This is a genomic window from Nonomuraea fuscirosea, assembly GCF_003001935.1.
GTDB classification, from domain to species: Bacteria; Actinomycetota; Actinomycetes; order Streptosporangiales; family Streptosporangiaceae; genus Nonomuraea; species Nonomuraea fuscirosea.
The window spans coordinates 697,526-710,821 of the sequence record NZ_PVNG01000002.1; the positions used below are offsets into that span (position 1 = coordinate 697,526).

Sequence of the window (13,296 nt, forward strand, 5' to 3'; positions counted from 1 at the left end):
TCGACGGCGCCCGGCCCCCCACCGAATCGCGAAGGAACACATGTCTGAACGCACGTACCGGGCCGCCATCATCGGCACCGGCGGGATCGCCCACGCGCACGCCAAGGCCGTGCTGGACTCGGGCGGCCGGACCTCGGGGGCTTCCGGCGGCCCGGCCTCGGGCGGCGGGGCCTCGGGCGCCGGGGCTTCGGGTGGCCGGGCCGAGCTGGTCGCCGTGGCCGACGTGGACGCCGGGCGGGCGCGCGAGTTCGCCGCCACGTACGGCATCCCGCACGCCTACGCCGACGCCGAGGAGCTGCTGCGCGAGGAGCGGCTGGACATCGCGCACCTGTGCACCCCGCCCCAGCAGCACGCCCCGCTGGCCCTGGCCTGCCTGGAGGCCGGCGTGACGGCGCTGGTGGAGAAGCCGCCCACGCTCTCCCTCGCCGAGTTCGACACCCTGATCGAGGCGGAGCGGCGCTCGGCCGGGCACGTGGCGACCGTGCTGCAGCACCGCTTCGGCGCCGGCGCCGTACGGCTGCGGCGGCTGGCGCAGGCCGGCGAGCTGGGGCGCCCGCTGCTGGCCACGTGCCTGACCCAGTGGTACCGCGGCGACGACTACTACGCGGTCCCGTGGCGCGGCACGTGGGAGTCGGAGGGCGGCGGGCCCACGATGGGCCACGGGATCCACCAGTTCGACCTGCTGCTGTCGGTGCTCGGCCCCTGGCGCGAGGTGACCGCCGTGGCCGCCCGTCAGTCCCGCCCGGTGGACACCGAGGACGTGTCGATGGCGCTGGTGACGTTCGAGAGCGGCGCGGCGGCGACGGTGGTGAACTCCGTCCTGTCCCCGAGGCAGACCTCCGAGCTGCGCTTCGACTTCGAACGCGCCACGGTCGAGGTCGAGCACCTGTACGGCTACACCGACGACGACTGGACCGTCACCCCCGCCCCCGGCCACGACGACGTGAAATCCCGGTGGCAGCCCGACCCCGGCAGCGGATCCAGCGGCCACGGCGACTGGTTCAAGGCCGTGCTCGACGCGCTCGACCAGGGCCAGGCCCCGCCGGTCACCGCCGCCGACGCCCGCAGGACCATGGAGTTCATCGCCGCCCTGTACGCCTCCGCCTTCACCGGCGAACGCGTACGAGCCGGTCAGATCACCGCCGACAGCCCGTTCGCCCGCCGCATGGACGGCACGGGCGCCCCCTGGAGGACCACGTGACGTTGCGGGCCACCCACGAACTCGGCCGGTCGGTCGCCGTCAGCGCCGGCGCCGCCGAGCTGTTCACCTACGTCTACCGCCCGGACACGCCGGTGCTGGAGTCGCCCAAGCCGTACCTGCACCCGATCCGCACCCGCGGCGGCGCGCTCGTGTCGCTGTACCGGCCGCACGACCACGTCTGGCACAAGGGCATCGCCTGGTCGCTGCCGCACGTGGGCGAGCACAACTTCTGGGGCGGGCCCACGTACACCGACGGCCGTTACGTCCAGCGCGACAACAACGGCAGCGCCGTCCACCGCGAGCTGACCACGCTGGCGGCCACCGGCGACCGGGTGGAGATCGGTCACACGCTCGACTGGAGCGCGCAGAGCGGCGATCCGGTCATCGAGGAGCGGCGCTCGCTCACGGCCACCCTGGTCGACGACGCGACCTGGGCGCTGGTCTTCGAGACGGCCATGACGAACGTGTCCGGCGCCACGATCGACTTCGGCTCGCCGACCACCAAGGGCAGGGAGAACGCCGGCTACGGCGGCCTGTTCTGGCGCGGCCCCCGCTCGTTCACCGACGGCGTCATCCAGTCGCCCGACGGGGCGGGCGGCGACGAGCTGCGCGGCCGGCGCGCCGAGTGGTTCGGCTTCCGCGGCCGGCACGACGAGAGCGGCGACCGCTCCACCGTCGTCATCGTGGACGACGCGGCCAACCCGCAGCACCCGCCGCAGTGGTTCGCCCGCACCGAGAACTTCGCCTGCCTCAACCCCGCGCCGTTCTTCAGCGAGGAGGTGCCGCTGCCGGGCGGGGAGACGCTCGGTTTCCGGTACGCGGTCGTCGTCGCCGACGGGGACCGGGGCGAGGACGGCACGGCGTCGCTGGCCGACCACGGCAGAAACGCGCTGCGATGACCTCCCACGGGACCTCCCCCTCCCACGAGGCCTTTCCCGGCGGCACGTCGATCAGCCGGCTGACGGTCTACTCGGGCAGCGCGTGCGCCGACGGGCTGGAGGGCGGCACGCCGCACATGCACACGGCCTCGACGGAGGCGTACGTGGTGATCGCCGGCCACGGCGCGCTGCAGAGCCTGGACGCGCACGGCCTCAGGGAGACCGCGCTGAGCGCGGGCTCGACCGTGTGGTTCACCCCCGGCACCATCCACCGGGCCGTCAACCACGGCGGCCTCGAGGTGGTGGTCGTCATGTCGAACGCCGGCCTGCCCGAGGCCGGCGACGCGGTCATGACGTTCCCGCCCGAGATCGTCGCGGACCGCGAACGCTACCGCGCGGCCGCGACCCTGCCCGCCGACGGCGTCGAGGATGCGGTACGCCGGCGCAGGGACCTGGCGGTCGAGGGCTTCCACCGCCTCACCGAGGGCGGCCCCGAGGCGCTGCGTACCTTCTACGACAGCGCGATCGCCCTGGTCAGGCCCAAGGCGGCGGCCTGGCGGGAGATCTGGGAGAGCACGGTCGCCAGGGAGACCCGGCGCACGGCCGCAGTCCTCGACGCCCTGGAGCGCGGCGACGGCGCGCACCTCGTGGAGTCGGCGCTGATGGAGAGCCCGCCGCAGGAGCGGTGGGGGATGTGCGGCAACCTGCGCGCCCACGACGTCGCCCACCCCGTCGTACACACCCTCGACCCACCGTCGCCCCCGCAACCGGAAGCGAACCGCTGACGACGGTGACAGGATGACCGCCATGGAAGATCCGCCGCCGACCCCCGCAACCCCGGCGACTCCCGCAACCCCGGCATTCCCCGGAACGTCGGCGCCGCCCGCAGCTCCAGCCGGTCCCGCAGCTCCGGCTGGTCTCACGGCTCCGGCTGCTCCCACAGGGTCGGCCGCGACTCTCCACGATGTCGCCAGAGAGGCGGGCGTCTCCATCGCCACCGCCTCGCGGGCCCTCAACGGCAGCGCGCGCAACGTCAGAGCGGAGAACGTCGCCCGGGTACGCGCCGCCGCCGCCAAGCTCGACTACGAGCCGCACCTGTCGGCTCAAGCCATCGCCAAGGGCTCGACCAGGACCGTCGCGCTGGTGGTCCGCGACGTCGCCGACCCCTACTTCTCCACCATCGCGGCCGGCGTCACCCAGGCCGCGACGGAGGCCGGCCTCATCGTCACCATGGCGGTGGCCGACGGCTCGCCCGAACGCGAGCTGGAGATCGTCAGAACCCTGCGGGGTCAGCGCCCGCGCATCATCATCGTGACCGGCAGCCGCATCGAGGGGACCACCACCAGGGACGCGCTCATCGAGGAGCTGACGCAGTACCGTACGGCCGGCGGGCGGGTGGTGCTGATCAGCCAGCGGGACCTGCCGTTCGGCACCGTCACCATCGACGACCGCGGCGGCTCGGCCGCGCTCGCCCGCGCGCTGCTCGCGCGTGGTTACCGCCGCTTCGCCGTCTTCCACGCCGCCCCGTCGCTGCGCACGTCCCGTGACCGGCACGAGGGCTTCCTGTCCGGCCTGGACGGTTCCGGCGCGCCCGCTCCGCTCGCGTTCGAGACCGGCTTCACCCGCGACGGCGGCCACGAGGCGGCGCGGCGGCTGGTGGGGCGGGGGATGGGGGACGTGGAGGCGGTGTTCGCGGTCAACGACGTGATGGCGATCGGCGCGATGACCGCCTTCCGCGAGGCCGGCCTGATCCCGGGACGGGACATCGGGGTGGCCGGCTTCGACGACATCGCCCCGGCGGTGGACGTCCTGCCGGCCCTCACCTCGGTGGCCGTACCCTTGCGCGAGGCCGGCCTGACCGCGATGCGCCTGGCCCTGTCGACGGACGACCCGACCGCCCACCACCCCCTCCCGGCCCAGGTCACCCTCCGCAGCAGCACACCCCACAGACCCACGCCCTAACGCCGGCACATCACACCCTCGAACCCGACATAACCGGAGGCGGGGAGGCACCGCACCCACGACATAACCGGATGCGGGGCACCGGCCCACCGGGCATGATCGCGCTCATGGACTACGAGGCACTGATCCACGAGGCGCTGACCACGCCGTTCGAGGGCTGGGACTTCTCCGTCTTCGGCGACCGCGTCACCTACCACGGCACCCTGCCGTGGGACTACGAGCGCCTGGTCCGCGACCACCTCGCCCACGCCAAGGCCCTTCTCGACCTCGGGACGGGAGGCGGCGAGTTCCTGTCCTCGCTAGCCCCGCTCCCGCCCCGCACCGCGGCGACGGAGGCCCACCCACCCAACCTCCCACTGGCCCGCGCGCGCCTGGAACCCCTGGGAGTAGCGGTCACCGAAGACACCCGCCCGTTCCCCGACGCCTCCTTCGACCTGATCATCAACCGCCACGACTCGTACGACCCGCACGAGCTGAACCGCCTCCTGACCCCGGGCGGCACGTTCCTCACCCAGCAGGTCGGAGGCCGCGACCTGGAGGAGATCAACGCGGCCTTGGGCGGCCCACCGCACGAGGACCACTCCTGGAACCTCGACACGGCCACCACCGGCCTGAACGTCACATGGAGCCAGGAGGGCTCCTTCACCACGACGTTCCACGACATCGGCGCACTCGTCCTGTTCCTCCGCGTCATCCCCTGGCAGGTGCCGAACTTCGACGTTCACACATGCGAGCCCCGTCTCCGCGCCCTGCACGACGCGATGAAACGCGGCCACCCCCTCCACACCACAGCCCACCGCTTCGCCCTGCTGGCCACTCGCTGACGGCTGCCGTGCTCGTAAGATCGACACCGCACGCGCCGACGGCGCGGCCACGGGAGACACAGCGGAATCCGCGGCGAAGGTGCGATTCTCCCCGGTGCACGTCGAGCAGCGCCTGAAGTCGCCGCCCCTGATCGCCGACGTACGCGGTCAGTAGGCCCGGCGCACGATTCGGGTTTTTCCGAAGTGAGGGTCTCTCCCCTTACCCTCCCGGAGGAGAGCCGGGAGGTATGTTGAGCGGATTTCAGCCGGACGATCTGGAGCGGATCACCGCGCGGGCCGAGGAGATGCTGGCGCACGTCGAGCGGCTCAAGGACGAGCTGGACGTGGTCGTCGGACGGGGTGAGGCGGCGGACGGGCAGGTGCGGGTGACGGCCGGGGCCTCCGGGCGTCTCATCGACGTCGTGCTCGCCCCGCGGGTCATGGGCATGGACAGCCGGAAGCTGGCCGAGGCGGTGTTGCGGGCGGCGCAGGAGGCGCAGGACGAGGCGGCCGGGAAGGTGGACGAGATCATGGCCGGGTCCCCGGACGCCGGGGACGCCGGGGATGCGGTGGACGACGAGAGGCGCTTCGCCGCCATGCTGGAGTCCTTCGAGGCGTCGATGGCCGAGCGGTTCCGCGCCGCCGACGATCAGCGCCGGGACGACCGCTGAGCCGGGCGGTGACCAGCGTGGGGACGGTTGCTGAGCCGGGCGTCGGCGAGTGCCGGGACGGTCGCTCAGCTGGATATTTCTAGATTATTTGAAGGGTCGTCGGGAGCCGGGTGGCCCGCCCTAGTGTGTCCGCGGACGCGTGTACGCATGGGATCTCGCGGGATGTGAATCGGTGGTCTTTCGGTGGCGGAGCGCGGTGGGGCGGCGGGCGGCGGGGATCGTCGCGGGCGTGCTGACGGCCGCGCTGGTCGGAGTCGGCCTGTTCCTGGACACAGGCGTCTCCAGTGCGCGCCCCAAGCTCGCCGACGTCGGCGCGTGGCTGGCCAGTGCGCTCAACGGTGAGGTGGTGCACGCCAACGGCCTGTCCGGGCAGGTGGACGGCCGGGTGGACCTGGCCTCGGCCGGCGGTCAGGCGCTGACGGTGGTGCAGGACGGCGCCAACGTGCTCGTCGTCGACGAGTCCACCGGCAAGGTCAGCCGCATTGACCCCACCCAGCTGGAGGTGGCGCAGACCGGCACGATCGGCGCGGGCGGCATGCAGATCGTGATGGGCGCGGGCAAGGCGTACGGGATCGACCCGCGCGGCGGCACCGTACAGCAGCTCGATCCGCTGACCGTGGACACGGTCGGCGCCCCGATCACGCTCAAGCCGCCGCTCGGGCAGGCGGGCATCGACAGGAGCGGCACGCTCTGGGTGCCCGTGCCGGAGGAGGGCACGCTCGTGCAGGTGGCCGGCGCGCAGAAGGGCAAGGCGGTCACGGTCGGCGAGCCCGGCGATCCGCTCACGCTGACGATCGCGAACGGCGTCCCCCTCGTCACCAACTCCGCCGCCGCCACCGCTATGGTGATCGGCGCGACCGGGACCCGGCTGCAGGTGAGCCTGCCCAGCACGGTCACCGAGGCCGGCCGCGCGGGCCTGCGGGTCCCCGCCGTGGCCGAGAGCCAGGTGGTGCCGATCCTGGCGCCCGAGCAGGGCGCGCTCGTCCTCGTCGACACCGGCAGCGGCGCGCTGACGACGGTCTCGGTGAAGGGCGGCAAGCTCGGCGCGCCGCAGGCGCTCGGGCGGCGCGTCTACATCGCCGACGAGAGCACGGGCAAGCTCATCGTGTACGACACCGTGGCCAAACGGTTCGAGCCGGACAAGGTCGTCACCGGCAAGGCGGGGCCGCTGGAGGTGTTCGTCAAGGACGGGCTGCTCTGGGTGAACGACCAGTTCAGCGAGACCGCCCTGGTCATCGAGCAGGACGGCAGGGGGCACCGGGTCGGCAAGTACGACGAGGCGCTCGGCCAGAAGGACACCCCGACGCCGCTGCCCGTGCCCAGCAGCGTGCCCACGGTGGTGCCGCCGACGACCGTGCCGACCCGGACGACCAAGCAGCCGACCAGGCAGCCGACGAGCGTGCCGACGTCCGTACCCACGCGGACGAGGACCGCCGCGCCGACCGTGACCGTCACCGCCACCCCGACCAGGACCGCCGCCCAGACCCCCACCGCCACGCCGACGCCCACGCAGACCCCGACGCCGACGCCGACGGTCACCCCCGACCCGCCGGGCACGGTCACCGCGAACTCCGGGCCCGGCTGGATGGAGATCGTCTTCACGCCGTCCGGCAAGGGCGACGTCACCGGTTACACGCTGAAGGGCGCGCCCGGCGGCGCCGACGTCAGCCCGGGCCGGGTCCGAGCCGACGGCCCGTTCCAGTTCCGGGTGACGGGCGGCAGTTGCGGCCAGGAGTACACGTTCCGCGTCGCCGCCCAGTACGCCGGCGGCGAGGTGGAATCGGCCCCGTCCATCCCGGTACGTCCCTGCGTCGCCCCCGGCCGCCCGTCCGGATTCACCGCCAAGGGCAAGAACCACGGCGCCGACCTCACCTGGTCGCCGCCCGAGAACGCCAAGGACGGCGTCACGTACCTCCTCGACGGCCCCGGCACCCACCCGGCCACCCCCGACGGGACGAGCGCGGAGGTGACCGGGCTGAAGAACGGCCAGTCCTACACCTGGACCCTGCGCGCCAAGAACGAGGCCGGCGAAAGCCAGGACCGCGCGGAGGCCACCGCCGAGCTGCGCCCGCCGTCGGCCCAGTTCAGCAACGCCCACAACGACCACCGCGACACGCTCATCCGCTCGGGGCCGAGCGCGGGCGCGGAGGCGGGCCGGATCCCGAAGGGCACGTACGTCACCATGACCGTGCTCTGCCAGCAGAAGGGCGCCGGCTTCACCGACACCGACACGGGCATGAGCAGCGACGTCTGGAACAAGGTCGAATCCTCCCACGGCAACGGCTGGCTCAACGACGTGCTCATGGACACCCCGAAGGGGGGCTTCCCCGCGGCCCCGCTCTGGGAGTGTGAATGATCACCAGGGCGGGGTGGGGCCTGGCGGCTTCTTCGGTGCTCGTGTACGCCGTGGGGGCGCCGCTCGGGTACGCCCAGGCGGCGGTGCTGGCCGTGGCCGGGCTCGCCGCCGTGGGGGCCGGCGCGCTGTGGACGCTCAGGGGGGTGTCGCTGGAGGTGCGGCGCGAGGTGACGCCCGTGAAGGTGACGCGAGGGGAGCCGGCCATCGCCGTTCTCCACGTACGCAACGCCGGCCGGTGGCGGCACTCGGGGTTGGTCGCCAGGGACACCTGCCGGGACACGACCGTGTCCGTCGAGGTGCCCGCGCTGGCCGGGAACACGACGCGGACGGTGTCGTACCGGCTGCCCACGCGCCGCCGGGGGGAGACGCCGGTGGGGCCGCTGCTGCTGGACCGGGGTGACCCGTTCGGGCTGGCCCGCCGCTCGGTCGCGTACGGGCGGGCCGACCTGCTTCTCGTCCGGCCCCGCACCGTCCCGCTGCCGCCGCCGCACGCGGGGAGACAGCGGCACCTCGACGGGCTGGCGGCGCGCTCGGCGCCGGCCGGGACGAGCGGCTTCAACGGGCTGCGCGAGTACGTCGTCGGCGACGACCTGCGCCACGTCCACTGGCGATCCACCGCCAGGACCGGGATCCTCATGGTCAAGGAGCTGACCGACGTCAACCTGCCCAGCACCGTCACCGTCCTCGACACCAGGACCTCGTCGTACGAGGGCGACGACGAGTTCGAGCTGGCCGTGGACGTGGCCGCGTCGGCGGCCTGCGCGGTGACGCGGGACCGGTTCCCCGTGCGGGTGTTCACCGGGGCCGGGGAGCTGGTGCACGCCAAGGGCGGGGAGGACGAGGAGGTGCTGGACCGGCTGGCGCTGGTGCGGCGGTCCGACGCCGCCGAGCCGCCCGCCCACGCGCTCAGGCTGGCGGGGGCCGGCGGTTCGCTGGTGCTGGTCAGCGGCACGTACGCGGCACTGGCGGGTGCGGCGGCGGTGCGGCGGCGCTTCGACCAGGTGCTGTTCGTCCGGGTGGGGCCCGCGTCGCCGGGCGGGCTGCCGCGGGCGGAAGGGGTGACGGTGATCGAGGTGGGGGATCTCGGGGAGCTGGCCGCGCTATGGCCACGCTAGCCACCCCACCGAGCGCCCCCGCCGACCGGCCGGCCCCTGGGCCGCAGCCGTCTGCCGCCCCTGGCCCGCACGCCGGTGCGGCCGGGCCTCGCGATGGCGAGGGGCCGGGGCGGCGGGTGGCGTCCGTCGTGGCGGTCGCGTTGCTGGTGGCGGGGGCCGGGCTGGCGTTCGACGGGGTGTTCCCGATGGACGCGCTGCTGCCGGTGGTGGCGGTGGCGGCCGGGGTGCCGTCTGTGCTGTCGCTGCTGGTCTCCGGGCGGTTGCCGCTCTGGGGCGTCGTCCCCGTACAGGCGCTGGCCTGGCTGACGGCGGTGTCGGCCACGGTGTTCAGGGAGGAGGCGTGGCTCGGGTTCCTGCCCGGACCGGCCGCCGTCCGCGCCGCGCTGACCGGAGTGCGTGAGGCGGGCGGCCGGCTGCTGACCACCATCCTGCCCGCCGCCCCGGACAGCACCGCGATCGTGCTGGTCAGCTTCCTGGTCTGGGCCGCCGCCGCAGCCGGGGCCGAGCTGGCGCTGCGGTCGCGGGCCGTGCTGCTGCCCGCCGTGGCCGCGCTGCCCGTGCTGGCCGTCGCGGTCGTGCTCGGGGTCGCGGGGGCGGGCTCCACGGTGCCGTACGCGGCCGGGTTCGCGGGGCTGGCGCTGCTGCTCGCGCTGGTCAGGTCCGGCAGGCCGGCGGGGACGATCGCGGCGGGCGTGCCGCTGCTGGTCGGCCTGGTGCTGGTGGCCGCCGTCGCCGGTCCCGTGCTGCCCATGGCCGGGCGGCCGTACGACGTGCGCGAGCTGGTCGACCAGCCGCCGCCGCGCCCGATCAACGGGGTCAGCGCGCTCGACCAGGTGTCGGCGTGGCTGCAGAACCCTCAGCGCGAGCTGTTCACGGTCAGCACGAGCTCCGAGGCGAACCTCCGGCTGGCCGTCCTGGACACCTTCGACGGGGTGAGCTGGACGTCGAACGCCGGCTTCGTCCCCACCGGCGGCCGGGTGCCGGGTCAGCCGGGTGCGCGTGACAGCGTCGTGCAGCGGTTCACCGTGCAGAGGCTGCCGGGGCCGTGGCTGCCCGCCGCCGACCGGCCGCTGCTGGTCACAGGGCCCGGCATCGTGGTCGATCCCGCCACCGGGATGCTGGCCGGCACGCAGGCGCGCGAGGGGATGACGTACCAGGTGACCTCGGGGATCCGCCGGTTCACGACGGAGGAGCTGCGCGGGGCGACCGCGGCCGACGACCCGGCCGCCCGCGCCCTGCCGGACGGGCCCGACGGCCGTACGCCGCCGCAACGGGCCCGGCTCGGGCGGATCGCCCGCCGCGCCACCGAGGGGGCGCGCAGCCCGGCGCAGCAGGCCGCCAAGCTGGCGGCCTACCTGCGCAAGCTCGCCGTGAACGACGTCAACGCGCCGCCGGGGCACGGGTACCGCAGCATCGAGTTCTTCCTGACGGAGTCGAAGCGGGGGACGACCGAGCAGTTCGCCGCGTCGTTCGCGCTGCTGGCCCGCTCGATCGGGCTGCCCAGCAGGATCGCCGTCGGGTTCCGGCCCGGTACGGCGCATGAGTCCTCGGGAGCGGGCCGGGACACCGGACGGGCGCAGGGGGCGGGCGCGGGCCGGGCCGGCACCGGGGAGCAGTTGACCGGGACCGAGACGAGGGCCGGGGCCGAGACCGTGGCCGGTCAGCGGGAGAGCGGGGCCGGGGAGCGGGGGAGCGGTGGTGTGCGGCAGGTGCGCGCCGGGGATGTGCTGGCCTGGGCGGAGGTGGAGTTCAAGGGGATCGGGTGGGTGCCGTTCTATCCGACGCCCTCGCGTACGCGGGCCGGCGAGGGAGGTGACGTGGCCGAGGGCGCTCCCAAGCAGGCCAAGGAGATCGAGCAGGCGATCAACGACGACTCCTCCCAGCCCGAACCCGACAAGACACCCACCGGTCAGGCTAGCCGGCAGCCGCGACCCGTCCCGGACGGGACGTCGTGGACTCTCATGTGGGCCGTGATTCCCGCCGTCCTCCTGGCTTCTTACCTGCTCGCGGCGGGCATCGTGCCGTTCGTCCGCAGAACGCGCCGACGCCGGGGCGCCTCGGCCGCCGCCCGCGTGATGGGGGCGTGGCGGGAGACGGTGAGCCGCCTGCGGGCGGCCGGGATCCCCGTCGCCTCGGGCGCGCTGACCGCCGGTGAGGTGGCGCACCTGGCCGAGGAGGCTCTGGGACCCGGCGCGCAGGAACCGCTGACCACACTCGCCGACCTGGCCAACCTGGCCACCTTCGGCGGAGCACCCGTGGACGACGCCGACGCCGAACTGGCCTGGCGGCACCACGCCACGGTGGACGGGCTGGTCAGGCGGCGGTCAGGGGTGGCGCGGAGGCTCGTCACCCGGCTGTCGCCACTGTCGCTGCTCGGCTGACGACGCGGCCGGAGCGGCTGTTCGGTTGGGGGCGCGGGCGGGGCGGGTGGTGTCGCTGTGAGGCTGGGGTTGCGAGCGAGGTGGCTACTCGGCGGAGGTCGTCGGCGGGGTGGCCAGGGGGAGCACGATCGGGGGCTGGGCCTGGTCGTCGTTCTGAGTGCCTGTCTCCGCCGCGCCCCTGATGCACAACGCGGACGACCAGGCCACCGACGACGGCCGGCCCAGGGTGACCACGCTGCCGACCTTGAAGCAGTAGCCGAGGGCCGGGTCCAGGCCGCCGACGGTGTAGGTGCTGCCGCCGGTGGTCGCCGACATCAGGCGGTCGCCGGGGGACTGCTGGATGATCATGGGGTAGCCGTTCTTCCGGACGGCCTTCCAGGCCAGCGTCACCGTGGTGCCGCTGTCGGTGACCAGCTTGAGGCTTTTGGGGCGGTACGTGGCGACGGTGGCCGGGTCGGCGCTTCGTCGTACGGCGGGCGGGGATGGTGACGGCGTCCCCGGGTCGCCCCACTCCTGGTCCCGCAGTGTCTTCGGCGGCTGCCGGTCGGCCGGCGGCGGCGCGACGCTCGTGGAGGCGTCCGGCGGCGCGACCGTGGAGGCGTCGGGTGGCGCGTCGTTGACGGAGCCGTCCGGTGGGGTGGCATCGCCGGCGGGCTCCGTGGCCCCGGCCTGCTGCTGCGCGGTCGTGGTCCCGGCGCCGCCGCTCATCGCCAGGGCGACACTGCCCGCCCCCACCAGCACCGCCAGCGCCGCCCCGCCCGCCACGAGCAACGGCGCCTTCCCGCCCCGACCACCCGGATCCGGGGCCGCGGGCGCGAGCGGCGGCGCGGTGACCTCAGGAGCCGGCGGCAGGAACGGCTGCGGCCCGGCCGGCGGCCTGACCTGCGAGCGATCCGGATCCACCGTCCACACAAGCTCCGGCGGCCCCGACCACTCCTGACCGCTGGAGACCGGACCGGTCGTGCCGACCGCCGCGCCCTCGGCCGACGACATGGCGAGCCGCGCCGTGGGTGCCTGACCCAGGCGCGCTTTGGGGACCCGGACGGTGGGGTCGTGATCCACCTCGCCGTCCCCGCCAGCCGTGCCGGCCTGCTGCCCGGTCCTGCCGGGTGGGGTGGCGGCGGTGGCTAGGGCGGTGGCCGGGGGGCGGTTTGCCGGGTCTTTGGACATTGCCGCGAGCAGGAGGGCAGCCAGGGATGACGGCACCGAGGCGGGCAGTGGGGGTGGGTCCTCGGTCAGGACGCCGAGGGCGAACCTGGCCGTGCTTCCCGGTCCGTCCAGTGCGAACGCGGGCCGGCCCGCCAGCAGTTCGTACGTCATCGACGCCAGCGCGTAGACGTCGGAGGCCGGCACCGGCGGACGCCCTTCGAGCTCCTCCGGCGCGGCGTGCACCGAGGGCGGCGTCCCGTCCGGCAGCTCCACGATCGACATCAGCGCCGACATGGCGTACCCCGTCAGCACCACCCCGCCGCCGGTCATGACGACGTTCTCCGGCTTGACGCGCCCGTGCACCCCGCTGGCCGCGTGCGTGGCCGCGACCGCGTGCGCCACCGACCGCAGCAGCCCCGTGGCCTGCTCCAGCGGCAGGGGCAGGCCGCGTCCCGGCCGTTCGGCGAGCGTGAGACCTTCGTGCGGCGGCGTCACCAGGTACGGCCGCCCGTCCCCCGTCGCCCCCACCTCCAGCACCGGGACCACCGAGCCGAGCACCGCCAGCGCCTCGGGGAAGCCGAAGCCGCGCACGATCCGCTTCAGCGCCCGCTTGTCCACCCGGTGACACGCGAGCGTCTTGACCAGCACCTCGCCGCCCGGCCGGCCTCCCTCGCCGGAAGCCGCGGTCCGCGCCAGGTACGTGGTCCAGGGCCCGTCCTGCCCGGCCCGCTCCAGCAGCCGGTAACCGCGCACCCGCTCGGCGATCACACCCACCGGCAC

The 13,296-nt window shown here is 74.4% G+C and carries 10 protein-coding genes; 9 read left to right on the forward strand and 1 reads right to left on the reverse strand.

Annotated elements, in window-relative coordinates; genetic code table 11:
• Nucleotides 1–40: 40 nt before the first annotated feature.
• The 9 genes from B0I32_RS06610 to B0I32_RS06650 all read left to right on the forward strand — a co-directional run bounded on the left by B0I32_RS06610 (nt 41) and on the right by B0I32_RS06650 (nt 11,367).
• On the forward strand, nt 41–1,201 hold the full coding sequence (locus B0I32_RS06610) for a Gfo/Idh/MocA family protein (protein ID WP_106235862.1): 1,161 nt from the start codon (nt 41–43) through the stop codon (nt 1,199–1,201).
• Nucleotides 1,198–2,100, forward strand: coding sequence for a DUF6807 domain-containing protein (locus B0I32_RS06615; protein ID WP_106235864.1), 903 nt, complete (start codon nt 1,198–1,200; stop codon nt 2,098–2,100). The genes B0I32_RS06610 and B0I32_RS06615 overlap by 4 nt, the downstream gene beginning before the upstream one ends.
• Nucleotides 2,097–2,864 carry a cupin domain-containing protein gene (locus tag B0I32_RS06620; protein ID WP_106235865.1) on the forward strand — a complete coding sequence of 256 codons (768 nt, stop codon included), beginning with the start codon at nt 2,097–2,099 and terminating at the stop codon, nt 2,862–2,864. The genes B0I32_RS06615 and B0I32_RS06620 overlap by 4 nt, the downstream gene beginning before the upstream one ends.
• Before the next feature lie 13 nt (nt 2,865–2,877).
• Nucleotides 2,878–4,041 (forward strand): LacI family DNA-binding transcriptional regulator, encoded by a 1,164-nt coding sequence (locus tag B0I32_RS06625; RefSeq protein WP_219911666.1) that lies wholly within the window; start codon nt 2,878–2,880, stop codon nt 4,039–4,041.
• A 107-nt stretch (nt 4,042–4,148) separates the two neighbouring features.
• Nucleotides 4,149–4,865 (forward strand): class I SAM-dependent methyltransferase, encoded by a 717-nt coding sequence (locus tag B0I32_RS06630; protein ID WP_181307089.1) that lies wholly within the window; start codon nt 4,149–4,151, stop codon nt 4,863–4,865.
• A 227-nt stretch (nt 4,866–5,092) separates the two neighbouring features.
• Nucleotides 5,093–5,515 (forward strand): YbaB/EbfC family nucleoid-associated protein, encoded by a 423-nt coding sequence (locus B0I32_RS06635; protein ID WP_106235869.1) that lies wholly within the window; start codon nt 5,093–5,095, stop codon nt 5,513–5,515.
• A 172-nt stretch (nt 5,516–5,687) separates the two neighbouring features.
• Nucleotides 5,688–7,871, forward strand: a complete 2,184-nt coding sequence (locus tag B0I32_RS06640; protein WP_146178063.1) for an NHL repeat-containing protein — start codon at nt 5,688–5,690, stop codon at nt 7,869–7,871.
• The gene (locus B0I32_RS06645) at nt 7,868–8,986 is read left to right on the forward strand and encodes a DUF58 domain-containing protein (RefSeq protein ID WP_106235872.1); all 1,119 of its coding nucleotides are present in this window, start codon (nt 7,868–7,870) and stop codon (nt 8,984–8,986) included. The genes B0I32_RS06640 and B0I32_RS06645 overlap by 4 nt, the downstream gene beginning before the upstream one ends.
• A gap of 128 nt (nt 8,987–9,114) precedes the next feature.
• Nucleotides 9,115–11,367: a transglutaminase TgpA family protein gene (locus B0I32_RS06650; RefSeq protein ID WP_181307090.1), complete on the forward strand. Its 2,253-nt coding sequence runs from the start codon at nt 9,115–9,117 to the stop codon at nt 11,365–11,367.
• Nucleotides 11,368–11,451: 84 nt separating this feature from the next.
• Here B0I32_RS06650 and B0I32_RS06655 read toward each other — a convergent pair whose 3' ends face one another.
• Nucleotides 11,452–13,296 carry a serine/threonine protein kinase gene (locus B0I32_RS06655; RefSeq protein WP_106235875.1) on the reverse strand — a complete coding sequence of 615 codons (1,845 nt, stop codon included), beginning with the start codon at nt 13,294–13,296 and terminating at the stop codon, nt 11,452–11,454.